Consider the following 24,800-nt stretch of genomic DNA (forward strand, 5'->3'; position numbering starts at 1 on the left):
CAGCTATGCGTCGTTTGTACACGATCATTCGTACACTAATGAATAATCCTGCTTGATCCCGCGGTCAAGGCTGCCCAAGATCGAAAGCGTTGCAGTTAGGAATTAGGAGCCCTTTCCATGGCGCATGACGCACCCCAGGCTACCGGACCCTCGAAGCTGGTGATCCGCAATATCGGCCTGATCCTGTCCGGCGCCCTGGAAAAGCCGATCCTGGACGGCGACACCATCGTCGCCGAGAACGGCAAAATAACTGCGATCGGCCGCTACAAGGACCTCAACACGGAAGGTGCAACCACCATCGTCGATGCCAACGGCACGACGGTGACCCCCGGGCTGATCGACAGCCACGTCCATCCTGTGGCCGGCGACTGGACGCCGCGGCAGAACCAGATCAACTGGATCGACAGCTCGCTCCATGGCGGCATCACCACCATGATCTCGGCGGGTGAAGTGCACATGCCCGGCCGCCCTCGCGACGTCGTCGGGCTGAAGGCGATGGCGATCTTCGCCCAGCGCGCGTTCTGGACGCTTCGTCCGGGCGGCGTAAAGGTTCACGCCGGCGCGCCCGTGATCGAATGCGAAATGGTCGAGGAAGACTTCAAGGAGATGGCCGCCGCCGGCGTCAAGCTGCTCGGCGAAGTCGGCCTTGGCGGCGTCAAGGACGGCCCGACCGCGCGCAAGATGGTCGGTTGGGCGCGCAAATATGGCATCCAGAGCACGATCCACACCGGCGGCCCGTCGATCCCTGGCTCCGGCCTGATCGACAAGGACGTCGTGCTGGAGGCCGACACCGACGTGGTCGGCCACATCAATGGCGGACACACTGCCCTGCCCGATGACCAGATCCGCTGCATCTGCGAGGGCTGCAAGCGCGGGCTCGAGATCGTTCACAACGGCAATGAGCGCTCGGCGCTCTACACGCTGCGCATCGCACGCGAGATGGGCGATCTGCACCGCGTCATCCTCGGCACCGACGGGCCGGCCGGCTCCGGGGTGCAGCCGCTCGGTATTTTGCGCATGGTCTCGATGCTGTCATCGATCGGCGAACTGCCGGCCGAGCTCGCGTTCTGTCTTGCCACCGGCAACACCGCGCGGATGCGCCAGCTCGACTGCGGCCTCATTGAAGTGGGCCGCGCTGCGGATTTCGTCATCATGGACAAGGCCCAGCACTCGCCCGGCAAGAACATTTTGGAGAGCGTCCAGCTCGGCGACCTCCCCGGCATCGGCATGACCATCATCGACGGCATCGTGCGGACACAGCGCAGCCGGAATACACCGCCGGCAGGGAGAGTGCCGGAAGTGGTGGCGAAGTAATCTTTGCGCAAACACCAGACCCGTCATCCTGAGGTGCACGCCTTGCGGAGCAAGGCGGGCCTCGAAGGATGAAAAGGCCGAGATGGTGCAGCCGGGCCGTCGCCCTTCGAGGGCCGTTAAAGAAGCGGCCACCTCAGGGTGACGGTGAGAAACTAGAAATCACCTCAGCTTATTGAGCAACGCCATCAGCAACTCGCGCTCTTTCGCATCCAGCGGCGCCAGCGTCTCCCGCGTGATCGCAATCGCATTGGGCGCGAGCTTCTCCGCAAGCTGCTGACCGGCACGCGTCAGGCTCACCAGCAGGCGCCGTCCGTCCTCGGGATCCTGGCTGGTCTCGGTCAGGCCGCGCGCCGTGAGGCGGTCGATCACGCCCTTGATGGTCGCGACATCCATCGCAGTCAAACGTCCGAGCTGGTTCTGCGAGCACGGCCCGGTCTCGGCGAGCTTGGACAGCGCCGCCCACTGCGTCGGCGTCAGATTGGTGCCGATGTCGCGGGAGAAGATCGAGCTGTGGCGCTGCCAGACCTGGCGCAGGATGAAGCCGACCTGCTCGTCGAGCACGTAAGGCGGCTTGCCCTGCTTGACGCTCTTCTTCGCCGTGACGCTTCTCGCCATCCGTCCCCCGCCCCTCACAACGACAGATGCGCGTCACGGATGTCCGGACGCGCGTCGAGCTCAGCCATGGTACCGCCGAAACAAATGCGGCCGCGCTCGATGATATAGGCGCGATCGGAAATCAACCGCGCAAAGTGCAAATTCTGCTCGGAGACGACGATGCTGACGCCCTCCTTCTTCATGGTCAGGATGGCATCGACCATCTGCTCCACGATCTTCGGCGACAGGCCTTCCGAGGGCTCGTCCAGCAGCACCAGCGACGGATTGCCCATCAGCGTACGCGCGATCGTCAGCATCTGCTGCTCGCCGCCGCTCATGCGGCCGCCGGGACGGTTCTTCATCTCGCCCAAGTTCGGAAACAGCGCGAACAGCTTTTCCCGATCCCAGTGCGGTGCATTGGGCCGTTTCGGCTGGCGGCCGACTTCGAGATTCTCCTCCACCGTCAAATCCGTGAAGATGCGCCGCTCCTCCGGCACATAGCCGAGCCCTTCGCGCACGATTTCGTGGGTCGGTTTCGCCGAGACATTCTTGCCCTCGAACACGATGCGGCCGGTGCGCTGCGCGACGAGGCCGACGATCGAGCGAAACGTGGTCGACTTGCCGGCGCCGTTGCGCCCGAGCAGCGCCACCACCTCACCCTCTCCGACCTCGAAACCGATGTCGAACAGGATATGCGCGGGGCCGTAATGGCTGTTGAGGTCCTGTACCGTAAGCTTCATGCCGAGGCTCCCTCGCGATGGCCGCCCTCATAAAGCAGGCCCTCGCCGAGATAGATCGCCTGCACCTGCGGATTGCCGCGCACCTCGGCCGGCGACCCCTCGGCGATCAGCGTGCCGCGATTGAGCACGATGATACGATCGGCATGTTCGAACACCACGTCCATATCGTGCTCGGTGAAGAGCACGCCGATCGACTTCTCGTTCGCGATCTGGGCCGTCAGCCGCATCAGCTCGACGCGCTCGCGCGGCGCCATGCCGGCGGTCGGCTCATCCATCAGCAGGAGCTTTGGATCATTGGCGAGCGCGACCGCAAGCTCGAGCCGCTTGAGGTCGCCATAGGCGAGTTCGCCGCAGGGACGGTCGGCATAGCCGCCCATGCCGACCAGCTCGAGCAGCCGCCCGGCCTCGCTGCGGTCGACATTCGGCGCCGAGCCCCAGAGATCGAACAGCTGCTTGCGATGCGAGATCAGCGCGACCTGCACGTTCTCGCGCACCGTCATGGTGGCGAAGGTCGCGGTGATCTGGAAGGTGCGTCCCACGCCCATGCGCCAAATCTCGCGCGGCTTCTTGCCCGTGGTCTCCTCACCAAGCAGGCGAACATGGCCGCTATCAGGTCTGTTCTGGCCGTTGAGCATGTCGAAGCAGGTGCTCTTGCCCGCGCCGTTCGGACCGATCAGCGCCAGAATTTCGCCTGATCGCAGCGAGAACGAGACGCCGCGCACGGCGTGGATGCCGCCATAGGATTTGGTCAGACCTTCGACCGCAAGAAGTGGGGGTGCAAGGCTCATTCGGCGGACTCGATCGGCTTGGCCAGCAAGGAGGATCCCGGCGGTGGTGACTTCCTGCGACGCTGCGCTAGCATTTCCAGCATGCCGACGATGCCCTTGGGGAAGACGACCACGATCAGCACGATGAAGCCGCCAAGCACGAGCTTTGACAGATCAGTCTGGCTCACGAGCCAAATGTTGAGGGCCTTGTAGACGATGGCGCCGATCACCCCGCCCGAGACGGTCTCGACGCCGCCGAGCAGCACCATCACCAGCGCATCGACCGAGAGCGAGATGCCGAGATTATCGGGGAAGACGCTGCCCTTGAGGTAAGCGAACAGCGCGCCGCCGATGCCCGCGGTGGTGCCTGCGATCACGAAGGCGGTCCATTGGATGCGCTTGGCATTGATGCCGACCGCCTCACTCCGCAGGAGAGAGTCGCGCGTGGCGCGGAGCGCATAGCCGAACGGCGAGAACACCGCGATCCTGAGCGCAATCGTCACCAGCGCCGCGACGCCCAGCGCCAGCCAGTAAAAATGCGACGGGCTCGCCGCCCAGCTCGCAGGCCAGACGCCCAAGATGCCGTTATCGCCGCCTGTCACGCTCACCCACTGGAACGCGATCGACCACACGATCTGCGCGAAGGCCAGCGTCAGCATCGCGAAGTAGACGCCGGAGAGCTGCACGGCGAAGAAGCCGAACACGGCAGCGCCCATGCAGCCGAGCAACGGCCCGAGCAAGAGGCAGACGATCATCGGCAGTCCCGCCATCTTGGCGAGGAAGGCGACGCCGTAAGCGCCGAGACCGAAATAGGCGGCGTGGCCGAAGGATGCGAGCCCGCCGACCGACATCAGGAAATGCAGGCTGACGGCGAAGATCACGAAGATCGCGATCTCAGAGCCGACAGTCAGCGCGTAATTGCCGGCGAACAGCGGCAGCAGCGCGGCGATGACCAGCGCGGCCAGCGACGCCAGCCGCTCGTTGGACGTCAGCGGCCGCCAGGGATTGACTGACAGCCCCGGCGTCTTGCGCGCGGCCGCTTCCGGCTTGCCGAACAGGCCCCAAGGCCGGACGATCAGCACCGCGGCCATCACCAGGAAGACCAGGATGATGGAAATCTTCGGAAAGATCAGGATGCCGAAGGCATTCAGCTCGGAGACGAGCACGGCCGCGACGAACGCGCCGACGATGCTGCCGAGGCCGCCGATCACCACCACCACAAAGACCTCGACGATGATGCGCAGGTCCATGGCGTGATGCACGGCATCGCGCGGGATCTGGAGCGCACCGCCGAGCGCAGCAAGGAAGACGCCGACCGCGAAGACCGATGTGAACAGCCATTTCTGATTGACGCCAAGCGCCGCGACCATGTCACGGTCCTGCGTCGCGGCGCGCACCAAAACGCCCCAACGCGTGCGCTGGAACAGCAGCCAGAGAATGCCGAGCACGACCGGGCCAAGCACGATCAGGAACAGATCATAACTCGGGATGTTTTGGCCGAAGAAATCGACTGCGCCCTTGAAGCCTGGCGCGCGGCGGCCGACGAGATCGTCGGGGCCCCAGATCAGCACGACGAGATCCTCGACCATCAAGGTGAGGCCGAACGTGCCGAGCAACTGGAACAGCTCGGGCGCGTGATAGATGCGCCGCAGCAACACCATCTCGACGAGCACGCCGATCAGCGCCACCGCCAGCGCCGCCATGACAACTCCGCCCCAGAAGCCGAAGGCGCCGGAGAAGCGTTCGGTGAGCGTGAAGGCGATATAGGCGCCGATCATGTAGAAGGCGCCATGCGCGAAATTCACGATCCGCGTCACGCCAAAGATGATCGACAGGCCCGAGGCCACCAGGAACAGCGACGCCGCGCTGGCAAGACCGGTCAGAAACTGTACGACGTAAAAGGCCATCGGCGGTCCGGGTTAGATCTGAACTTCACCTCTCCCCGCCAAGAGCGGGGAGAGGGAGAGATAAGGAGGCATCAATCTTTCGGCCGCAGCTTCTCGACTTCGGCGTCGCTGGGCAAATAGTCCGAGCCCTTCTTGTAAGACGCATCCACCATCACGCCCTTGCCATCCTTCTGCGCGGTCTTGCCGACAAAGGCACCGAGGGTCGACTGGTGGTCGATCTTGCGGAAGGTGATCTCGCCGAACGGTGACGGCATCGAAATGCCTTCGGCCGCCGCGATCAACTTGTCGGTGTCGGTCGAGCCCGCCTTCGCCAGGATCGCCGCGGCCGCCTTGATGGTCTGGTAGCCGACGATCGAGCCGAGGCGCGGATAGTCGTTGTATTTGGCCTGGTAGGCCTTCAGGAACGCATCGTGCTCAGGTGTCTTGATCGAGTACCAGGGATAGCCGGTGACGATCCAGCCCTCCGGCGTCTCGTCCTTGAGCGGATCGAGATATTCGGGCTCGCCGGTCAGGAACGACACGACCTCGCGTCCCTTGAACAGGCCGCGGGTGTTGCCTTCTCGCACGAGCTTGACGAGGTCAGGACCGAAGGTAACGTTGAGGATGGCTTCCGGATTGGCCTGCGCCACCGCCTGCACCACCGGGCCCGCATCGATCTTGCCCTGCGGCGGCCATTGCTCGTCGACCCACTGGATATCGGGGCGCTTCTCCGACATCAGCTTCTTGAACACCGCGACCGCCGACTGGCCGTATTCATAGTTCGGCGCGATCGTCGCCCAGCGTTTTGCCGGCAGCTTGGACGCGGCTTCGACCAGCATCGCAGCCTGCATGTAGTTCGAGGGACGCAGGCGGAAGGTGTACTTGTTGCCCTTTGCCCAGGTCACGGCGTCCGTCAGGGGCTCGGCCGCGAGGAAGAACACTTTCTTCTGGTTGGCGAAGTCAGAGACCGCAAGGCCAATGTTAGACAGGAACGTGCCCGTCAGCATCGCGACGCCTTCGCTGGAGACGAGCTCGTTGGCCGCGGTCTGCGCGTCCGCCGGCTTGCCGCCGTCATCCTTGGAGACGACCACGAGCTTCTTGCCGTTGATGCCGCCTGCGGCGTTGATCTCTTCGACCGCGAGCTGCCAGCCCTTGCGGTAGGGTTCGGTGAACGACGGCAGCAGCGAATAGCTGTTGATCTCGCCGATCTTGATGTCCTCTGCCAGGGCAGAATGGCCCATGCCGGCCGCCAGAAGCGCAAAGGCCGCGCCGACGAAATAACTTCTTGCTCGCATCCCAACCTCCAGTTTTGAACTTTATCTCTCGATTACGATCCTGCCGGAGAGACTGTGCCCGCCCTCCGGACTGTCCCTTATTTCAAGCCGTCTTCGCCCTTGATCTCGGCGACCGTCAGCCCGCCGACGCGCGGCAGCGGACGGCCGCTGTCGGTGACGGCGACCGCAACCATGATCTCGTTGGCGCGCGGCGCGTCGTTGATCTGCACTTCCATGCCGTCGAAATGGCTGCGCACGAAGGCGGCGTCCTTATGCCCAAGCGGAATGTCCAGCGTCGTGCCGGGGCCGCTGCGCTTCTTCGACGAGGGAATCAGCGCCGCGCCCTTGCTGAGCACCTTGCGCACCGGCGCGCCCATCTTGGGGTGAAGGATCGCGGCGGCATGTTCCAGCTCGCCGTTCTCGCCGACGGCCGCGGCCTTGCCATAGCTCTGCGCCTTGGCGCCGTCGATGCCGAGCGCAGCCACCGCGCGCTTTGCCAGCAAATCACCAAGCTCCTCGCCGATCGCGATCAGTGGCGAGAGATCCTCGACATATTTTCCGGCAAAGGGATTTTCGATCACGGCGATCGCCGCCGCGCGCCGGGTCGGCGGCGAGACCTGGCGGCCCATCTCCATCTGCGTCTCTTCGACGACGGTGACGATCTTGCGGATGATCGCGCTCATGCTTCGCTTCCCTGTTCAGGCACTGACCGCGTTCTCAAGCACCAGCGGGCGCGGTCGTTGCTCTTCTATATCCTTAGGTCCGATGACAAGCATATCACCACAAAGCCTGAGCACGGCACCCTCGATCAATCCGCGATCGAATAATTGCCGTGCACATTCCGCGCCAGATTCGAGCGCGATGGCGATCTCTTCGTGCGACAATTCACCGACATTGCGAGTCACAAGACGCGCACCGAGATCGCTGTCGGGCTGGAGCTCGTTGGCGGGCTGCCTGACAATGGCGGAATGTCCGGGCAGATCGACGGAGTTGGCTATCACGGTCGCGGCCGCGTCGGCCTGCGAGGCCGTCGCCGCCAGCACCGTCACCGCGTCGGCAATGCCCAGCGAAAAGCTGCGGCCATGACGTCCGCTGGTCGCGATGCCGCGGGCCGGATCGTCGGCATCGACCCTCATGGCGTGCATCACGCCGTCGCGATCAGGCCGGTCCATCAGGCCGACGGAAAAATGCTGGCCTGCGCCGAGGTACAGCGCGATATCGCCGCCATTGTTGACATAGGCCTGATCGAGCGTCGCGACATGTAGCATGGCCCCGAGAATTTCCTCGGCCACGCTGCCCGCTACCGCTGCCATCGGCGTGATGAAGCGATCCCAGGCGTAAGGCGTAACCGCAGCGTACATGCGCCGGGCCACCGTGCCCGTCAGCGAACAGGCCGCCGGCAGCGCCGCCCTCCGCAATTCCGGCAGCTCCGCACAGAGTTCGTCAAGAAGCCCGGTGAACCGGCGCGCCGCAGCCTCGTACGCCGCGTGCACCTGATGCTCGGGCCCCCTCGCCTCGACGATCAGATCAATCGGTCCATCCTGCAAATGCAGCCGCCGGCCATCAGACAGCATTGCGATTTGCGGGAGGCGTGTCATGCCCGCAGTCCCGGGATCGGGTTCTGCCAGGGGAGCGGACGGACATCATCGCCACCCCTCACCTCGGACAGCGGCTTGACGTAGTCCATGTGCCCGCCGAGCGCAGCATAGTCGGACAGTTTCATCGTGAATTCGATCGGCGCGACCAGCGCCGGCGTCGGCACATAGCCGAACGCGCCCGCGGGCATTTGGGTCACATCGACCATGTAGGTGATGCCGCCGCCCGGCCAGACATAAACCGCCGCACCGCCGCTGGTGACGCGCGTCAGCGCATCCTTCACCGAGCGCGTCAGCCGCACCGGATTGTCGGTGACGCCGGCACGCAAGGACCCGCCCGCACCGGCCATGAACAGCACCGTGCACAGCGCCGGCTCGCAATTTTCCTGGATACGCTCGACCGAGAATTTCAGATCGGCCGGCATCTCCGTCTCGACCGGCTTCAAGGCCTCGTCGAGCACGTAGTAAGAGGAATGCTCGCCGGTCGTGGACACCATCAGCATCGAGAGACCGGGCTTGGCCTCCTTGGCGTCGAACGGACCGAGGATGGCGAGCGGATCGGAGATATTCGTGCCGCCCCAGCCGGTGCCAGGATCGGCGACCTGGAAATAGCGGCCGGGCGTCGAGCGCCGGCCCTTCATCTTGATGCCGGTGTCGGCGATGTCGAGCAGTTTTCCCGCCTGATGCTCGCTGAGCACGCCGGTGATGTGGTCGTCGACCACGACGACCTCATCGACCTTGCCATGCCATTGCTTGGCGAACATGCCGATGGTCGCCGAGCCGCAGCCGACGCGCATGCGCTCTTCTTTCACGCCGTTGACGATCGGCGGCTGGCCGGCCTGCACCACCACGCTGGCGCCGCCGTCGATGGTCAGCTCCACCGCCTTGCAATTGGCGAGATCCATCAGCGTGTCGCAGGTGACGCGGCCCTCTTTTTTGGAGCCGCCCGTGAGATGATGCACGCCGCCGAGCGACAGCATCTGCGAGCCGTATTCGCTCGTCGTGACATGGCCGACCGCCTCGCCCTGCGCGCGCACGGTCGCGGTCTCAGGCCCGAGATAGCGATCGGTATCGATCTTCACCTTGACGCCGCAATAGGAGAAGATGCCCTCGGTGACGACAGTCACCATGTCGACGCCGTCGACCTCGGACGAGACGATGAAAGGCGCCGGCTTGTAGTCGGGATAGGTCGTCCCCGCGCCAATCGCGGTCACGAAGGTCGAGGGCTCGTGGACGAGCTTGCCGTCCCAGTCTTCGCTGCGGCTGAACGGCACCAGCTTGCCGCCCTGCGACACCGTGCGCTCGAGAATGACGTGCGGATCGACGCGGACGAGCTTGCCGTCGTGGTTGGCATAGCGGTCGCAGGCGCCCGCCGCGCCCGGCTTGATGAAGCACATCACCGGACAGGCATCGCAGCGGATCTTGTCGGTGGCCGCGCTCGTTGTTTCCATCACCATGTCAAAGCCAGCAGACAGTGCGGTTATCATTCGTATACGAACGATGTTGCGCGCGGTCCCGATAGCTGTCAAGCGGCGCCGCGCGCGAAAAGGCGCGCCTGCCGAATAAAACCTCATTTGCCTCCCTGCCTTGTCCACAAAGCGGGCAGCCACGCTGCACTGCGGCATGACGGCTTGCACGTTTGTGTACAAACGGTATCGTCGCGACGTAGAAATTTCGCGATCGCAGGGTTTGGGAACGAGGATGATGCAGCCACCGATCCGCCTCGCCGTGAACGGCACGATCCACGACGTCACGGCGGAGCGCCAGACGCCGCTGCTCTACGTGCTGCGCAATGATCTCGGACTCAACGGGCCGAAATACGGTTGCGGTCTGGGTGAATGTGGCACCTGCACTGTCCTGATCGACGGCGCGGCCGCCCGCTCCTGCGTCATTCCGGTCAGTGGTTGCACCGGGCGCGACATCGTGACGCTCGAAGGCCTCGGCACAAGCGACAAGCCTGACGTAGTGCAGCAGGCCTTCATCGACGAGCAGGCCGCGCAATGCGGCTACTGCCTCAACGGCATGATCATGACTACCAAGGCGCTGCTCGCGATCAACCCGCAGCCGACTGAGCAGGAAGCGCTCGCCGCGCTGCGCTACAATCTCTGCCGCTGCGGCACGCATGTGGAAATCCTGCGCGCCGTGATGCGCGCCTCTAGCCAGCTCGCCGAGGCCCGTGATTGATGGCCTCTCCCGTTTCGAATGCAGCTGAGCGAGGTTCGCTCATCGTCGTCCGCACGGTGGACGAGGTCACGTCGGAAACCTTCATCCGCATCACCGCGGATGGTTCAGTCACGGCCTATAACGGCCATGTCGATCTCGGCACGGGAATCCGCACCGCGCTCGGCCAGATCGTCGCCGAGGAACTGGACGTCTCGTTTGCGCGTGTCGTCGTGGTGCTCGGCGACACCGCGGTCGTGCCGAACCAGGGCGCGACGATTGCCAGTGAAACCATCCAGATCACGGCCGTTCCGCTGCGCAAGGCCGCAGCACAAGCGCGACAATTTTTGATCGCGCGCGCGGCCGAGCGACTGGAGCTGCCGGAAACCGAGCTCAAGATCGAAGACGGCCTCGTGCGCGGCCATAATCGCAGCGTCAGCTATGGCGAGCTGATTGGTGACGAAAACATTCGCCTCGAACTGGCCGACGACATGCGGGTCAAGGCCGCCAGCGACTACGCCATCGTCGGCCAGTCGATGCCGCGCGTCGATCTTCCCGCCAAGGCCACGGGCGAATTGACCTTCGTGCATGATATCCGCTTGCCGGGCATGCTGCATGGCCGTGTAATCCGCCCGCCCTATTCCGGCGTCGATGCCGGCCCGTTCGTTGGCACAAGCTTGATCGCAGTCGACGAATCCTCCGTGCGTGATGTCCCCGGCCTCATCGCCGTCGTGCGCATCGGCGATTTCGTCGGCGTGGTCGCTGAGCGCGAGGAGAATGCGATTCGCGCGGCCGAGCAGCTTAAAGTGAGCTGGAAGCCGACGCCAAAACTCACCGATCTCGCCGATGTCGAGACAGCGCTTCGCGCCCATCCGTCGATACCCCGCACGCTGATCGACAAGGGCGATGTCGATGCTGCGATCTCAGCCGCGGCCAAGCCGATGCAGCGCACATACGTCTGGCCGTACCAGATGCACGCATCCATCGGCCCATCCTGCGCGGTCGCTGATTTCCAGGACGGCAACATCCGCGTCTGGTCCGGCACGCAGAATCCGCACGTGCTGCGCGCCGATCTCGCACTGCTGATTGAACGTCCCGAGAGCGAGGTGGAGGTCATCCGTCTCGAAGCTGCCGGCTGCTACGGCCGGAACTGCGCCGACGACGTCACAGCGGATGCGCTGTTGCTGTCGCGCGCGGTCGGTCGTCCCGTGCGCGTGCAGCTGACGCGCGAGCAGGAGCACGCCTGGGAGCCCAAGGGCTCGGCACAGCTCATCGACGTCAACGGCGGCCTCGATGCCGATGGCGGCATCGCCGGTTACGATCTCGCCACGCGATATCCCTCGAACGCCGCGCCGACGTTGGCGCTGCTGCTCACGGGGCGCATCTCGTCCGAGCCCGCCGTGCTCCAAATGGGCGACCGCACCGCGATCCCACCTTACGATTACGACCACATGCGCGTCGTCGCCCACGACATGGCGCCGATCGTGCGCGCCTCCTGGTTTCGTGGCGTCTCGGCGCTGCCGAACACCTTTGCGCATGAATCCTACATCGACGAGGCCGCGACCGAGGCCGGCGTCGATCCCATCGAATACCGCCTGCGCTATCTCAAGGACCAGCGCGCCGTCGATCTCGTCAATGCGGTCGCCGAACGCGCGGGCTGGATGCCGCGTCCGATACGCGAAGAGAAGGACGGCGAGATCGTGCACGGGCGCGGCTTTGCTTATGCGCTCTACGTCCACAGCAAGTTTCCCGGCTATGGCGCCGCGTGGTCGGCCTGGGTTGCAGACGTTGCCGTGAACAAGACCACCGGAGATGTCAGCGTCACGCGCGTCGTGGCCGGGCAGGACTCCGGCCTGATGATCAATCCGGACGGCGTGCGCCACCAGATCCACGGCAATGTGATCCAGTCTACGAGCCGCGCGCTGATGGAGGAGGTCTCGTTCGAGCGCGGCGCGGTGACAGCGCGGGAATGGGGTGCTTATCCGATCATCCCGTTCCCTGAGGTGCCCAAGATCGACGTCCTGATGCTACCGCGTCAGGATCAACCGCCGCTCGGCGTCGGCGAGTCCGCGTCAGTGCCGAGCGCTGCGGCCATCGCCAATGCGATCTTCGACGCCACCGGCGTACGCTTTCGCGAGCCGCCGTTTACACCCGAACGGATCCTGAAGGGGTTGCACGGCGAAATGTCGCCGGCGCCGCGAGCCCTACCTGCGCCCGCAGCGCCCAAATGGTCCCGCATCTGGAAGAACCCGTTCGCCAAACGCGCCGGCGTCTTCGCAACGATCGCGGCCGTCTGCACCGCCGCGATCGGCATCGGCGCCGCGCTTCTGCCCGCGCGTGCGATCGCGCCGGTCGCCCGGCCCGATGCGTCGGTCTATTCCACTGCAACGATCGCGCGCGGCGAGCGGCTTGCGGCGCTCGGCAATTGCGCGGAATGCCACACCAGCCTTGGCGGCGGGGTCAACGCAGGCGGCCGCGCGCTAGAGACGCCGTTCGGCACGATCTATTCGACCAACATCACGCCCGACGTCGAGACCGGCATTGGCGCCTGGTCCTATCCCGCCTTCGAGCGCGCGATGCGCGAGGGGCTGCATCGCGACGGCCGGCAACTCTATCCCGCCTTCCCCTACACTCACTTTTCAAGAACCAGCGACGCCGACATGCAGGCGCTCTACGCTTACCTGATGGCGCAGCCTGCGGTGCGTGCAACGGCACCTGCCAACACGCTCGCCTTCCCGTTCAACTTCCGCCCGCTGCTCGCGGGCTGGAATGCGTTGTTCCACGACACCGAGCAGTTCAAGCCCGATCCGGCAAAGTCCGAACAATGGAATCGCGGCGCCTATCTGATCGAGAGCCTCGGCCATTGCAGCGCCTGCCATTCGCCGCGCAATGCTGTTGGCGCCGAGCAGAGCCAGGCCTATCTCGCCGGCGGCTTTGCGGAAGGTTGGGAAGCGCCGCCGCTGACCTCGCTCTCGCATGCGCCCATCCCGTGGAACGAGGACGAGCTGTTTACCTACTTGCGCACCGGTCATTCGCGCTATCACGGCGTCGCGGCCGGCCCGATGGCGCCCATCGTGAGGGATCTCAAAGCCCTGCCCGATCAGGACATCCGCGCGATGGCGGTGTATCTCGGCTCGTTCAACGACGCCGCGAGTGATGCGCCGGCACTCGCGGCAAAGCTCGAAAGCGCAACACAAGTCACCGCGACATCATCTTCTGGCGCGCGGCTCTATCAGGGCGCCTGCGCCGTCTGCCACGAGGTCGGCGGCCTGCCGCTGTTCGGCAGCCGGCCCTCGCTCGCGCTCAACAGCAATTTGCACAGCGCGACGGCGGACAATCTCGTGCAGGTGATCTTGCACGGCATCACCGAACCCGCATCGAGCGATCTCGGCTACATGCCCGCGTTTGGGAATAGCATGAGCGGTGCGCAGGTCGAGGAGCTTGTCACCTTCCTGCGCGGACAGTTCGCACCGGATAAACCGGCATGGACCGGCGTGCGCGAGACGATCGCACGGGTACGAGCGTCAACCGCACACTGAGTCAAGCGTGTTTCTTCATCTCCACCGGTGGCGTGCCGTGGGTGTGGAAGGACTCGATCGTCTTCAGCCCCCAGGCCTGGCCCTTCTTGCGCTCCTCTTCCGTCCATACGATCGGCTTCCAGTCGGGCGCGAGGATCAGGCGCGCGCCGGCATTGGCGACTTCGACACGGTTACCGCCGGGCTCGTAGACATAGAGGAAGAAGGTCTGCTGGATCGCGTGCTTGTGCGGCCCGGTCTCGATATGCACCCCGTTCTCCAGGAAGATGTCCGCCGCGCGAAGAATTTCCTCGCGGCTGTCGAGCGCGTAGGTGACGTGGTGGAAACGACCGGGCGTCCCGGAATGGTCGAGCGAATAGGCGAAATCGTAGCTCTTGTTCGACATGGTCAGCCACATCGCAGCCTCGCGGCCGTCATTGAGCACGATCTGTTCGGTGAGGCGGCAGCCGAGATAGTTTTCGAAGAACTCGCGGTTGGCCTTGATGTCGACGGCGAGGCAGTTGAGATGGTCGAGCCGGCGGACATTGACGCCGCGCGCGGGAAAACGCTGCGCCTGGTTCTTCAGCGCGGGCTTCAGCTCCGGCGGCGCCTGATACCATTCGGTCTCGTAGTAGAGCTCGACGATGTGTCCGTCAGGGTCGCGGCAACGAAACGTCGGCCCCTGCCCCATGTCGCCGTCGATCCAGCCGATGTCGAAGCCCGAGCCCTTGAGCGCGGCGACACGACGTTCCAGCGCCTGCTGGCTGCGCGCGCGCAGCGCCATGTGCTCCATGCCTGAGGTCTTCGAGGCCGTGAGTTTGAGCGAATAGCGCTCGTAATCGTCCCAGCCGCGCAAATACACCGACTCGCCCTTCCGTCCGCTGATGGTCATGCCCATGACGTCCACGAAGAACTTCAAGCTCTCGTCGGGCTTGGGTGTCAGCAATTCCATGTGGCCGAGATGGGCGAGATCGAGGATCGGTTCGGGCTGCATAATTCCTCCAAAACTTGGCTGCGATCCCTTTTGCGGGATCGCGCAATCGGGCGCGCGGCACAATGATCATCGGCGCGTCCGAGGCAGGCGATCGGCCTGCCGGTTCATTTGTACTAATGTACAAATGATTAGGTCTCGTCAACAAATCAACGCATGCCGCCTGCGACGGGCGCCTTTCGGCGGTTGAGAGCAGCCATCTCTTTCAAACGGGGGACGGACTGCCCGGATGGTAAAATCTTCCTTAACTCGAATTGAGGCTCTCAGGCCTACAAAACCAGCATTTTCGGACAGATTTCGTCCACGAGTATGCATTCGGAACAAGCCTAACCGCTGAATTGTAGCGGATTTAACAAAGCGGCCGCCTCTGCCGTTTAACCGTTTGTGCAGCGACGACCCCGCATAGTTGGCGAAACAGTCTGACTTTTCAGGTTCATCCATCGTGACATCCTTTGGACGCGTGATTTCGGTACGTGGATCGCTCGCCCGGGTCGGGCTTCTGGCGCAGAGCCAGATGTCGATCTCGGAAGCTCGGGCCACCGTCGGCCGCTTCGTCAGCATCCGTTGCGCCAGCTCGGTCATCGTCGCCATGATCACCGAGGTGTCCTGCGAGAACCTGTCGGGCGCCGGCGACTACATCGCGATCGCCTCGGTCGACCTGCTGGGCGAAATCCTCAACGCCGCCGACAAGGCCAAATTCCAGCGCGGCGTTACCAATTATCCGACCATCGGCGATGCCGTCGATTTGATCACGAGCCAGGAGCTGCGCACGATCTACGCGCCGACCGGGTCGGACCAGATCAATGTCGGCTTCCTCCAGCAGGACCGCTCCGTCATCGCCTATGTCGACATCGAGGAAATGCTGTCCAAGCATTTTGCGGTGCTGGGATCGACCGGCGTCGGTAAATCGACCGGCGTGTCGCTGCTGCTCAACGAGATCCTGAAGGCGCGCCCGAACCTGCGCATCTTCCTGCTCGACGTGCACAACGAATATGGTCGCTGCTTCGGCGACCGCGCGCTGGTGCTCAACCCGCGAAACCTGAAGCTGCCGTTCTGGCTGTTCAACTTCGAGGAAATCGTCGACGTGCTGTTCGGCGGCCGCGCCGGCGTGCCGGAGGAGCTGGACGTCCTCGCCGAGGTCATCCCGATCGCCAAGGGCATCTACACGCAATATCAGAACACCGATCGCCTCGGCTTGAAGCGCATCGATCCCAAGCAGATCGGCTTCACCGTCGATACGCCGGTGCCATACCGCCTGGTCGATCTGATCTCGCTGATCGACGAGCGCATGGGCAAGCTGGAAAACCGCTCCTCGCGCATCATCTATCACAAGCTGATCTCGCGCATCGAAGCGGTCCGCAACGATCCGCGCTATGCCTTCATGTTCGACAACGCCAACGTCGGCGGCGACACCATGGCCGAAGTGATCAGCCATCTGTTCCGCCTGCCCGCCAACGGCAAGCCGATGACCGTGATGCAGCTGGCCGGCTTCCCGGCCGAGGTCATCGATTCCGTCGTGTCGGTGCTGTGCCGTATGGCGTTCGACTTCGGCCTGTGGAGCGACGGCGTCTCGCCGATGCTGTTCGTCTGCGAGGAAGCGCACCGCTACGCCTCCGCCGACCGCAATATCGGCTTCGGGCCGACCCGCAAGGCGGTCTCGCGCATCGCCAAGGAAGGCCGCAAATACGGCGTCTATCTCGGGCTGATCACGCAGCGCCCCGCAGAGCTCGACGCCACCATCATCTCCCAGTGCAACACGCTGTTCACGATGCGTCTTGCCAACGACCGCGACCAGGCACTGTTGCGTGCCGCCGTCTCGGATGCGGCCGCGAACCTGTTGTCCTTCGTGCCGTCGCTCGGCACCCGCGAGGTGCTGGCGTTCGGCGAAGGCGTCGCCCTGCCGACGCGCCTGCGCTTCAAGGAAGTGCCGCCGCATCAATTGCCGCGCGGCGAGGCCACCATCTCGAGCGTTCCCTCTGTCACCTCCGGTCACGACATGCATTTCGTCGGCGCCGTGCTTGAGCGCTGGCGCGGTGCGACCTCGCAGCGCGACGTGCCGAACGATCCGGTATTCGCAGCCCCGCCCGCCAAGACGCTCGCGCCGGCCGAAACGCCGATGCTGCAGCCTTCGATGGGCCTCGACCCCGACCGCTTCTCGCTATTGAAGAAGCCGCTGCGCTAAAGCATGATCCGGAAAAGTGCGAAGCGGTTTTCCGAAAAGATCATGCTCAAACATTAACCGAAAGCGCGATGCCGATTCATCCTTATCTCATCGCGCTTTAGACGCCAGGGCACGCGTCAACTACCAGGCATATCGCAGGCTCCCCGTGCCAGCGTAAGTCTGCGCCCTGCTCGCGAACTCGCCGTCGAACTTCGCAGACAGCGTGACGCCGTTGGCGAGCTTGAGCTCGGCGCCGGCCGAGGCGAGCGCGGCATTCTTCGTGGGCGTCGCACCGTTGACGATGAAGCTCGCGCCGGGAAGCGCCTGGAAAGCCGCGGCAAGGCTCGGATCACTTACCCAGTCATGAGCCCAGGCAGCACGAGCCCGCAGGGTCAGGGCCGCATTGGGCGCGACCATGGTGGCGCGATCGAAGCGCGCACCGAGCTCGCTGCGTGCATCATAGGCAGCGCGGCCGTTATAGGCGAGAGCGAAGCCGCCGCCGGTGAGATCGGTCTCGCTATAGGACGGCGTGCGGAAGTTCTGGCCCTGCAACGCCGCGTACGGCGTCACACCGACAATCGACGTAGCGAAACGATAGCCGCCTTCGATGCGCGCACCGATGGTCTGGGCGTTGAACTTGGCGGCGGGATGATCGCCGAGCGGCGCGAAGCGATCGGTCGACATCCAGTGATTGGCGGCCGCGATCGAGGCGGCGAGATAGGCCGCCCCCGAACGAACCGCCGTGTAGACGCCCCCCTGGAACGCATCGCTCTTGCCACCGCCGATCCCGTTCGCCAGATCCCACTTGGTGCCGCCACCGGACAACGCAAAGCCGACCACGACATTGCGGCCTAAGTGATAGTCGAGCCCGGCCGCGACGCCGGTCGCACGCGCTGTGAGATCCTGGCTGCCGACTACGGCATCGCCGCTCGTCTTGTTGTAGCCGCCGAACGCCGTGCCCCAGGCGGTCCAGCGCTCCTCGAAGGCCGGCGCGCTCGCCTTCATCGCCTTGTCGTAGGCCAGCGCAACATCCGCCGGTAGGCTCGCACGCTCGGGCGCGAAGCCGAACGCCGCCTGACCCGCTCCCCCGCCGAGACCACTGCGGCCGTCGACGAACGGATCGAGCATCAGGCCGAGGAACTGCCCCGTGAACTGCAACGCGCCTTGCTGCGCGCCGGTCGCGGCCTCGCCCGAGAGCTGCGTCAATGCGGTGGCGAGATCTCTTCCAGTAAGACCGAACACGGTGACGAAGTTCGGCGTCAGCGTCCCGCCATTGTTGAAGAAGGCGTTGAGCGACGTGGCGACGTTCCGCTGGTTCTGATTGAGGCCGGCTCCGGGAAGCGTGCCGAGCGCTGCCGTGAGGTTCAGGAGCACATCTCTCGATGTATAGCTGAGGCTTTCGGCAAAGCCGGCCGGCACGTTGCCGCTGACGCCGCTGAACGTCGTGCCGCCGAGGCCGCCGGCCGCATGCAGGATCGTGTACTGCCTGACGGCATAGCTGCCAGCCGCAAACGCCGTCTGCACGCTGCCACCGGTCAGCGTCGCCGTGGTCAAGACCTTGGCGATCGAGGCGGTCGAGGGATCGAGATGCACCAGATAGATCGCGCCGGATTGAAACGCGAGGCTGCCCGAAATCGCGAGCGCGCCGCCGGGCGTGCCCAGGCCCGGGGCCAGTGTGCCACCGCTCTTCACGGCCACATCGCCGACGGTGCCGGTACCCCCGAGCACGCCGCCGTTCACCCTGACGTTCGCGAACATCGATCCGTTGACCAGAACGGTGCCGGCCTGGATGTCCAGGGACGAGGCATCGGCTGTGACACCCGTCAGCGTCCAGGTCGACGTCCCGGTCTTCTCCAGCTTGTCGAACTGGCGGAACTGCCCGCTCGGACCAAAGTTCGAAAGATCGAACGTCTGGTCGACCGCCCCACCGAAGCGCAATGTATTGATTCCGGCGCCGCCAAGGACCTGTCCCGTGATGTCCGATCCGGCACGAAGTTCGAAGAGGTCGTTGCCGCCCTTCAAGTCGACGGCCACCCCGAAGGCATTCCCCTTGATCACACCCGAATTGATGACGGTGTCATCATTGATCGAGCCGAGGATTGCGTGGCTCGAGGCACTCGAGATCTTGCCTGCATTGTTGATGACATTCCCATTGCCGGCCCCGCCGAGCAGGATTGCCGGTTGGTCGGCGGCTAGAACGGTGCCGCCCGACAGGATGTTCACCTGATTGTTGGCCGAACCATTGACGATGCTGATCGCATTGGTTCCGAAAAAGAGGCTTCCAACGCCGCCTCCGATGTTGACCGTGTTGTTATTCGAGCCATCAAGCCCGAGCGACGAAGCGCCGAACGCGTTGCCGGTGCCCAGGACCGCACCAGCATTCACCGCCACCGTATTGTTGTCGCTGAGCGTCAATAGGATTCCTGTATTGTTGGACGATAACGCAGCAATATTCTTCACAATGATCGAGCTGCTTGTCGCATTAAGGAATTTGACGCCCGGCAGACCTGCGCCGTCCAAGACAGTGGGCGTGCTGCCGTCTCCGACATTGACCGTAACGCCGCTCGCCCCGCTTGCCGTTGCAACGGCGGTGTTGCCTAAGCCCGCGCAGGTCGCAGTGTCTCCGGACTGGAGCCCGGTCTGGACCCCGCCTCCGGTCACCACACATGCGGCTTCCGCGGGTGCCGTGAACCACGACAGCATCATCCCCGCGGCAAACGTGCCGGCGGCGGCGCGCCATCGGCGCATGACACTCCCGGTTGGCGACGGGCCTGCTGCAAACATCATTGATTCCTCAGCGCTTCCGATATCGGAGCACCGTAGGGTGACGCTCCGCCGAGCGCTTGGTCAGGAAGGAAGCGCGGCGCGGACAGGAAAGAAGCGTCGAGCGCTTTCGGAGCCGTGTTGCAGGTGGGCCACAGGAGAATGGGACTCGGGAGAAGTCCAGTGAGACCTGAGGGAAATTACGATCCCACCACGCGGGACCTGCGCCCGATCGACTTGTCGACGCCGGCGACTATCCTTCCCGAACCGGCTGCTCGCGCGAAGGATCGACTAGGGTGTCCTCGTGTGGCAAGTTGTCGCGCGACATGACGGCCTTGCTTCGGCTGTCACGTGCAACCCGGATCAGAGGAGGCAACGTCAGTGCCGAAAATCGCCGGCGACGATGGAGCAAAACCGGAGACAATTGCGCCAAACATTCCTCAATCCGTGTTCGATTTGACGACGTTGCCCGCCAAAGATGCCGTCGCCGCCTGGCAGGAGGGCCTCGGCAGCATGTACAATATCCGCCTCCACCGTGACGAGGCGGATGAGCCGCTTCGCATTCGTACCAAGGCTTACCACTTCGACGGTTTCATCCTCGGCGACCTGCAGGTTGGCGTTAAACAGGACGTCGCGCGCTCGCGCGCGCGCTACGCACGAGACGGACTCGACGGCTACACGCTTCACTTTCATAGCAAGGAATGCGTCGCTTCGGCGGAGAACCGATCGCATGAGCGTGTGCAGTCCGGCGACCTGCTGATCCTCGACCAGGCGCAGACAAGCTCATCCAAGCTCAATGGCCAGGACGATCTCTATATGGTCGTACCGCGCGCGATGCTGGCTCCGCTGCTGAAAGCACCGGATGAGCAGAACGCGCGCATCATCTCCGGGAAGAGCCCGTTGGTCGCGCTGTTTCGCAGTCATTTGCATGCGTTGCACCGGGCTGGAGCCGAGCTCCATCCGGAAGCTGCAACCGCCCTCAACCGCCCGACACTCGAGCTCGCAGCGGCGGCAATTAATGCGACGGTTCGCGAAGAGAATTCGGTCGGACCGCAGATGATTTTGACGGCGGAAATCTGCCGCTATATCGACGATCATGCGATCGATACTGATCTGACGGTCGACAAGATCGCCGCCGCCTTCAGCATGTCAGAGCGGAGGCTTTACTATCTCATGAGCATTCATGGCGGCGTCGCAGCCTATATCCAGAAAGTCAGGCTGCGCCGCGTGCGCGCTGCGCTCATCGATCCGGCCTGTCGGCACAGGACAATTGCTGAGATTGCGGAAGGCTACGGGTTCACGGACCCCACGAATTTCAGCCGTGCCTTTCGCCGCACATTCGACATGAGTCCACGCGCAGTGCGTGCCTTTGCAAGCGCCGGCTGGCAGGGCGAGGTTTCCACACGCCATGGCTCCCGCACGATCTGGGACTGGATGCGCCGCATTTGATGGCCGCCGCGAAGGTGGTTCGCAGAACCGAACCTTGCCTGCACTGTTTCGGGCGACGCGATCGGATGTCCGCCCGCGACGGCTTTTGCAATATCTGACGATTTTCTTGCAGCAGACGACAAATCGGCGGCGCTGCCTGCCGACGCACTTGAGTCCAGGACTTCCAACTCTCTAGGTTGAACACGGACGAAGCCTTCGCTCGCGGAAGGCACCTTTTTTGAGGCGCGCCGATGTCTTGGCGCCTACGTCGGCAGAATTGTGTTGGGAGGGAAATTGTCCGGCGAACCTAATTTCAGCAGACTGCAATTCGATCTGCCCGAGACGTCCGATCGCAAGACGCTGGAATGGATTCGGGAGGAGTTCGGCCGCCGGCACTTCAGGGTGGATATCGAACCTGACGCCGAAGCCCCGCTCCGCTTGAACGGCACCAGTCGGTTCCTGTCCGACTTCTCCCTCTACCGTGGCAAGTGTTCGCCGCTGCGTAGTCGCACGCTGGTCGACACGTCCGAGGGAGGCGACTTCATCGTCACCGTAGCCCTCGCCGGCGAGATGTCGCTACATGCGGGTGACGATAACCTCGTGCTTCAGCCGGGTCAGGCCCTGATCGGACGAGACAACGCAGCAAGCTTTCTTCGCACAGGGCGGGACGCCGAATTCATGACGATATCAGTGCGGCGCCATCTGATCGAACCACTTGTCCCGAATTTCTCGGAACTGACGCAAGCGCCGCATGCCGGCGACGCTCAGGCCATTCGGCTCTTGATCGGCTACCTGCGCATGCTCGAAACCGAGGAGGCGATCGACGACCCGGAGATGCGACATGTCGTGACAACCCATGTGCAGGACCTGGCAGCGCTGACGCTCGGCACGACGCGCGATGCTCAGGCTTTCGCCGAACAGCGTGGCGGTCGCGCCGGCCGGCTGGCGACGGTCAAGGCCGATATTCTGTCCAATCTGAAGAACCCCGAGCTGTCGGTGGCAAGCGTTGCCGCCCGCCAGGGCTTGACGCCACGCTACATTCACATGTTGTTCGAAACCGAAGGCGTCACCTTCTCGGAATATGTCGTCGCCATGCGGCTGACACGGGCGCACCGGATGCTGACCGATCCGCGCCTCGCCGATCGGATGATCCATGCAATCGCCCTCGATGCCGGCTTCAGCGATCTCTCATATTTCAACCGCACCTTCCGTCGCCGCTTCGGCGTGACGCCGTCGGAGGTCCGCGCGGTGGCCTTGCGGCGAGAATAGCTTCCGCCGTCATGCCCCGGCTTGATGTTGAGGCGCCCGCCCGCATCGACTATGTTTGCCAGCCCCAAGCCGGAATCCATGCCCATGACAAAGCCTGCGCAACGCTTCGCCGCACCCGCCATCGACAGCCTGCCCGACGACATCCGCACGCGCCTGCTCGCCGTGCAGGAAAAGAGCGGCTTCGTGCCCAACGTCTTCCTGACGCTGGCCTATCGCCCCGACGAATTCCGCGCCTTCTTCGCCTATCACGACGCACTGATGGAGAAGGACGGCGGGCTCACCAAGGCCGAGCGCGAGATGATCGTGGTGGCGACCTCGGCCGCCAACCAGTGCCAATATTGCGTGATCGCCCATGGCGCGATCCTGCGCATCCGCGCCAAGAATCCGCTGATCGCCGACCAGGTCGCGATCAACTACCGCAAGGCCGATATCACGCCGCGCGAGAAAGCCATGCTCGATTTCGCGATGAAGATTTCGACCGACGCACAGCGGATCGCCGATGAGGATTTTGCCGCATTGGCTCCGCATGGCTTCAGTAACGACGACATCTGGGACATCGCGGCGATCTCGGCCTTCTTCGCGCTGTCAAACCGTTTGGCGAATTTCACCGGCATGCGGCCGAACGAAGAATTCTATCTGATGGGCCGCCTGCCCAAGACTGAAAAGAAATGACCGAGCTCGACTGGCCCGAAATCCTGCTGCGCCTTGGCGTCGCGACGCTTGCCGGCAGCGCGATCGGTCTCAACCGCGATCTGCACGGCAATCCGATCGGGCTGAAGACGCTCGGCATCGTCAGCCTCTCCACCGCGACCGTGGTGCTGCTGGCACTGCAACTCTCCGAGCCCGGCAAGGTCATCGATGCCACCAGCCGGGTGATCCAGGGCATCCTCACCGGCATCGGCTTCCTCGGCGCTGGCGTGATCGTCCATGAAAGCGACCGATTTCGCGTCCGCGGTCTGACCAGCGCCGCCTGCACCTTCCTTGCCGCCTGCCTCGGTGTGGTCTGCGGCGCCGGGCAATGGAAGATCGTTGCAGTCTCGCTGGGGCTCGCCTTTGTGGTGCTCACGATCGGTCGCCGCATTGAGCATCACCTGCACCGGATGCTCGGAGGCAAGGACCAGCCGCACGAGGACACCAGGCAGACCTAGCGGCCTTTGCTCAAATCTTCCGCTCGCTTATTGGTCCGAAGCACCGATAATTACCGCGAAACTTCGCGGTTGTCGGCGATCCCGCGACCGTTCGAACCCGAGAGACACCATGGATAGCAGCACTCACGACCCCGGCAACGTCACGTTCGACTTCCGCGAACTGTCGGCGCGCGACAAATACAAGCTGCTGATCGGCACCGTCGTGCCGCGGCCGATCGCGCTGGTGACGACGGTCGATCTTCAAGGGAAGATCAACGCCGCGCCGTTCAGCTTCTTCAATTGCCTGTCGGCCGATCCGCCGATCCTTGCGCTCGGCGTCGAGAACCACCCGGACATGCGGTTCAAGGACACCGGCCTCAACATCCGGCTGACCGAGGTCTTCACCGTCAACATCGTCTCGCACGCCATTGCCGAAGCGATGCATGTCTGCGCCGTGCCGTTCGCGCCTGATCATGATGAACTCGAGGCTGCAGGCCTGACCGCCATGCCCGGCAAGACCGTGGCGTCACCCTGGATCAAGGAGGCGCCGGCGGCATTCGAATGTCGCCGCCATGTCACCCTCGAACTCGGCAAGTCGCGCCAGATCATCCTCGGCGAAATTCTGTTAGCGCATTACCATTCGGACGTCGTGGATGCCGAGCGCCTGCACATCGACCCGGCGAAGCTCGATGCCATCGCCAGGCTCGGCGGCAGCACCTGCTCCACCATTCGCGACCGTTTCGACATGGAGACACCGACGCTGGATGACCATTGGAGCCAGCGGCAGTCCTAGTTGAGGGTCGACAACGGGGTTCGTTGCTCCGCGAGCTCTATACTGCTCGCGAGCTCGGACCTCGAGCAAAGAGCGGCTCTCGCTCAAGGGGTGCGTTACAGCGCGCAGGCTTATAAGTTTTCGCATCGGAGGAACAATCGTGCCCTCTCCGCGTCTCGCGCGAAGGCGCCGGAACTAGCCGTCTGCCGGCTCTTCGACCTCGAGCGTGATCGAGATTTTCAGGCACGGCGCATGTTCGTCCTCGCGCACGTCGACGACGACCTGGTCGGCGCTGCCGGCCACGAATGCTTCGCGGGCGATGGATGCGCCGGTCAGCATCGCCTCCTTGCGGGCAACGTCGACACTGGCGAAATTCTGCCCATCCTCGTCGCGGATGAGACGGCTATCTTCATGGATGTCAAAATGAAAGCGCGGCATCCGGAC

Annotated in this window: 20 protein-coding genes; 9 read left to right on the forward strand and 11 right to left on the reverse strand. The window is 63.9% G+C overall.

Features of this window, described 5'->3' with window-relative positions; genetic code table 11:
- Positions 1-117 precede the first annotated feature (117 nt).
- Entirely contained in the window at positions 118-1,314 is a 1,197-nt protein-coding gene (locus tag L6637_RS05870) for an amidohydrolase family protein (RefSeq protein WP_128952389.1), read from the forward strand.
- A 159-nt stretch (positions 1,315-1,473) separates the two neighbouring features.
- Here L6637_RS05870 and L6637_RS05875 read toward each other — a convergent pair whose 3' ends face one another.
- The 8 genes from L6637_RS05875 to L6637_RS05910 form a co-directional block, all read right to left on the reverse strand.
- Positions 1,474-1,929 carry a MarR family winged helix-turn-helix transcriptional regulator gene (locus tag L6637_RS05875; RefSeq protein WP_128952390.1) on the reverse strand — a complete coding sequence of 152 codons (456 nt, stop codon included), beginning with the start codon at positions 1,927-1,929 and terminating at the stop codon, positions 1,474-1,476.
- A 14-nt stretch (positions 1,930-1,943) separates the two neighbouring features.
- Complete coding sequence (locus tag L6637_RS05880; protein ID WP_237858688.1) at positions 1,944-2,648, reverse strand: ABC transporter ATP-binding protein; 705 nt, start codon at positions 2,646-2,648, stop codon at positions 1,944-1,946.
- Entirely contained in the window at positions 2,645-3,436 is a 792-nt protein-coding gene (locus L6637_RS05885) for an ABC transporter ATP-binding protein (protein ID WP_237869577.1), read from the reverse strand. The genes L6637_RS05880 and L6637_RS05885 overlap by 4 nt, the downstream gene beginning before the upstream one ends.
- Positions 3,433-5,322 (reverse strand): ABC transporter permease, encoded by a 1,890-nt coding sequence (locus L6637_RS05890; RefSeq protein WP_237858691.1) that lies wholly within the window; start codon positions 5,320-5,322, stop codon positions 3,433-3,435. Before L6637_RS05890 ends, L6637_RS05885 begins: the two co-directional genes overlap by 4 nt.
- A 71-nt stretch (positions 5,323-5,393) precedes the next feature.
- The gene (locus L6637_RS05895) at positions 5,394-6,596 is read right to left on the reverse strand and encodes an ABC transporter substrate-binding protein (protein ID WP_237869579.1); all 1,203 of its coding nucleotides are present in this window, start codon (positions 6,594-6,596) and stop codon (positions 5,394-5,396) included.
- A 77-nt stretch (positions 6,597-6,673) separates the two neighbouring features.
- The gene (locus tag L6637_RS05900) at positions 6,674-7,258 is read right to left on the reverse strand and encodes an amino acid synthesis family protein (protein ID WP_237858693.1); all 585 of its coding nucleotides are present in this window, start codon (positions 7,256-7,258) and stop codon (positions 6,674-6,676) included.
- Positions 7,259-7,273: 15 nt separating this feature from the next.
- Positions 7,274-8,173 carry a UPF0280 family protein gene (locus tag L6637_RS05905; RefSeq protein ID WP_237869581.1) on the reverse strand — a complete coding sequence of 300 codons (900 nt, stop codon included), beginning with the start codon at positions 8,171-8,173 and terminating at the stop codon, positions 7,274-7,276.
- Entirely contained in the window at positions 8,170-9,627 is a 1,458-nt protein-coding gene (locus L6637_RS05910) for a 6-hydroxynicotinate reductase (RefSeq protein WP_237869583.1), read from the reverse strand. The genes L6637_RS05905 and L6637_RS05910 overlap by 4 nt, the downstream gene beginning before the upstream one ends.
- 244 nt (positions 9,628-9,871) lie before the next feature.
- On the opposite strand from L6637_RS05910, the gene L6637_RS05915 reads away from it, so the two are divergent.
- Positions 9,872-10,354, forward strand: coding sequence for a (2Fe-2S)-binding protein (locus tag L6637_RS05915; protein ID WP_237869585.1), 483 nt, complete (start codon positions 9,872-9,874; stop codon positions 10,352-10,354).
- Positions 10,354-13,869, forward strand: a complete 3,516-nt coding sequence (locus L6637_RS05920; protein ID WP_237869587.1) for a molybdopterin cofactor-binding domain-containing protein — start codon at positions 10,354-10,356, stop codon at positions 13,867-13,869. The genes L6637_RS05915 and L6637_RS05920 overlap by 1 nt, the downstream gene beginning before the upstream one ends.
- Before the next feature lies 1 nt (position 13,870).
- Here L6637_RS05920 and L6637_RS05925 read toward each other — a convergent pair whose 3' ends face one another.
- Complete coding sequence (locus L6637_RS05925; RefSeq protein WP_212233398.1) at positions 13,871-14,839, reverse strand: catechol 2,3-dioxygenase; 969 nt, start codon at positions 14,837-14,839, stop codon at positions 13,871-13,873.
- A 439-nt stretch (positions 14,840-15,278) separates the two neighbouring features.
- Here L6637_RS05925 and L6637_RS05930 point away from each other — a divergent pair, with 439 nt between their 5' ends.
- Entirely contained in the window at positions 15,279-17,018 is a 1,740-nt protein-coding gene (locus tag L6637_RS05930; RefSeq protein WP_237858700.1) for an ATP-binding protein, read from the forward strand.
- A 120-nt stretch (positions 17,019-17,138) separates the two neighbouring features.
- Here the strand turns inward: L6637_RS05930 and L6637_RS05935 are convergent, their stop codons facing one another.
- Complete coding sequence (locus L6637_RS05935) at positions 17,139-19,745, reverse strand: autotransporter outer membrane beta-barrel domain-containing protein (protein WP_237869589.1); 2,607 nt, start codon at positions 19,743-19,745, stop codon at positions 17,139-17,141.
- A 396-nt stretch (positions 19,746-20,141) separates the two neighbouring features.
- Between L6637_RS05935 and L6637_RS05940 the strand changes: the two genes are divergently transcribed.
- The 5 genes from L6637_RS05940 to L6637_RS05960 all read left to right on the forward strand — a co-directional run bounded on the left by L6637_RS05940 (position 20,142) and on the right by L6637_RS05960 (position 24,377).
- Complete coding sequence (locus tag L6637_RS05940) at positions 20,142-21,209, forward strand: AraC family transcriptional regulator (RefSeq protein WP_237869591.1); 1,068 nt, start codon at positions 20,142-20,144, stop codon at positions 21,207-21,209.
- A gap of 273 nt (positions 21,210-21,482) precedes the next feature.
- Positions 21,483-22,457 (forward strand): AraC family transcriptional regulator, encoded by a 975-nt coding sequence (locus L6637_RS05945; protein ID WP_237869593.1) that lies wholly within the window; start codon positions 21,483-21,485, stop codon positions 22,455-22,457.
- A gap of 84 nt (positions 22,458-22,541) precedes the next feature.
- Positions 22,542-23,129 carry a peroxidase-related enzyme gene (locus L6637_RS05950; RefSeq protein WP_237858708.1) on the forward strand — a complete coding sequence of 196 codons (588 nt, stop codon included), beginning with the start codon at positions 22,542-22,544 and terminating at the stop codon, positions 23,127-23,129.
- Positions 23,126-23,605, forward strand: a complete 480-nt coding sequence (locus L6637_RS05955; RefSeq protein WP_237869595.1) for an MgtC/SapB family protein — start codon at positions 23,126-23,128, stop codon at positions 23,603-23,605. Before L6637_RS05950 ends, L6637_RS05955 begins: the two co-directional genes overlap by 4 nt.
- 109 nt (positions 23,606-23,714) lie before the next feature.
- Complete coding sequence (locus tag L6637_RS05960; protein WP_237869597.1) at positions 23,715-24,377, forward strand: flavin reductase family protein; 663 nt, start codon at positions 23,715-23,717, stop codon at positions 24,375-24,377.
- A gap of 174 nt (positions 24,378-24,551) precedes the next feature.
- Here L6637_RS05960 and L6637_RS05965 read toward each other — a convergent pair whose 3' ends face one another.
- Complete coding sequence (locus L6637_RS05965; protein ID WP_237858714.1) at positions 24,552-24,794, reverse strand: DUF6894 family protein; 243 nt, start codon at positions 24,792-24,794, stop codon at positions 24,552-24,554.
- Positions 24,795-24,800: the final 6 nt, after the last annotated feature.

It is taken from the genome of Bradyrhizobium zhengyangense (assembly GCF_022012435.1).
In the GTDB taxonomy this organism is placed as follows: domain Bacteria; phylum Pseudomonadota; class Alphaproteobacteria; order Rhizobiales; family Xanthobacteraceae; genus Bradyrhizobium; species Bradyrhizobium zhengyangense.

Bases quoted from the DNA above. Each gene is read 5' to 3' on its own strand.
- L6637_RS05900 (WP_237858693.1), bottom strand. From the start codon at position 7,258: ATGAGCGCGATCATCCGCAAGATCGTCACCGTCGTCGAAGAGACGCAG.
- L6637_RS05890 (WP_237858691.1), bottom strand. From the start codon at position 5,322: ATGGCCTTTTACGTCGTACAGTTTCTGACCGGTCTTGCCAGCGCGGCG.
- L6637_RS05955 (WP_237869595.1), top strand. From the start codon at position 23,126: ATGACCGAGCTCGACTGGCCCGAAATCCTGCTGCGCCTTGGCGTCGCG.
- L6637_RS05950 (WP_237858708.1), top strand. From the start codon at position 22,542: ATGACAAAGCCTGCGCAACGCTTCGCCGCACCCGCCATCGACAGCCTG.
- L6637_RS05915 (WP_237869585.1), top strand. From the start codon at position 9,872: ATGATGCAGCCACCGATCCGCCTCGCCGTGAACGGCACGATCCACGAC.
- L6637_RS05880 (WP_237858688.1), bottom strand. From the start codon at position 2,648: ATGAAGCTTACGGTACAGGACCTCAACAGCCATTACGGCCCCGCGCAT.
- L6637_RS05870 (WP_128952389.1), top strand. From the start codon at position 118: ATGGCGCATGACGCACCCCAGGCTACCGGACCCTCGAAGCTGGTGATC.
- L6637_RS05885 (WP_237869577.1), bottom strand. From the start codon at position 3,436: ATGAGCCTTGCACCCCCACTTCTTGCGGTCGAAGGTCTGACCAAATCC.
- L6637_RS05965 (WP_237858714.1), bottom strand. From the start codon at position 24,794: ATGCCGCGCTTTCATTTTGACATCCATGAAGATAGCCGTCTCATCCGC.
- L6637_RS05960 (WP_237869597.1), top strand. From the start codon at position 23,715: ATGGATAGCAGCACTCACGACCCCGGCAACGTCACGTTCGACTTCCGC.
- L6637_RS05925 (WP_212233398.1), bottom strand. From the start codon at position 14,839: ATGCAGCCCGAACCGATCCTCGATCTCGCCCATCTCGGCCACATGGAA.
- L6637_RS05935 (WP_237869589.1), bottom strand. From the start codon at position 19,745: ATGCGCCGATGGCGCGCCGCCGCCGGCACGTTTGCCGCGGGGATGATG.
- L6637_RS05875 (WP_128952390.1), bottom strand. From the start codon at position 1,929: ATGGCGAGAAGCGTCACGGCGAAGAAGAGCGTCAAGCAGGGCAAGCCG.
- L6637_RS05895 (WP_237869579.1), bottom strand. From the start codon at position 6,596: ATGCGAGCAAGAAGTTATTTCGTCGGCGCGGCCTTTGCGCTTCTGGCG.
- L6637_RS05905 (WP_237869581.1), bottom strand. From the start codon at position 8,173: ATGACACGCCTCCCGCAAATCGCAATGCTGTCTGATGGCCGGCGGCTG.
- L6637_RS05920 (WP_237869587.1), top strand. From the start codon at position 10,354: ATGGCCTCTCCCGTTTCGAATGCAGCTGAGCGAGGTTCGCTCATCGTC.
- L6637_RS05910 (WP_237869583.1), bottom strand. From the start codon at position 9,627: ATGGTGATGGAAACAACGAGCGCGGCCACCGACAAGATCCGCTGCGAT.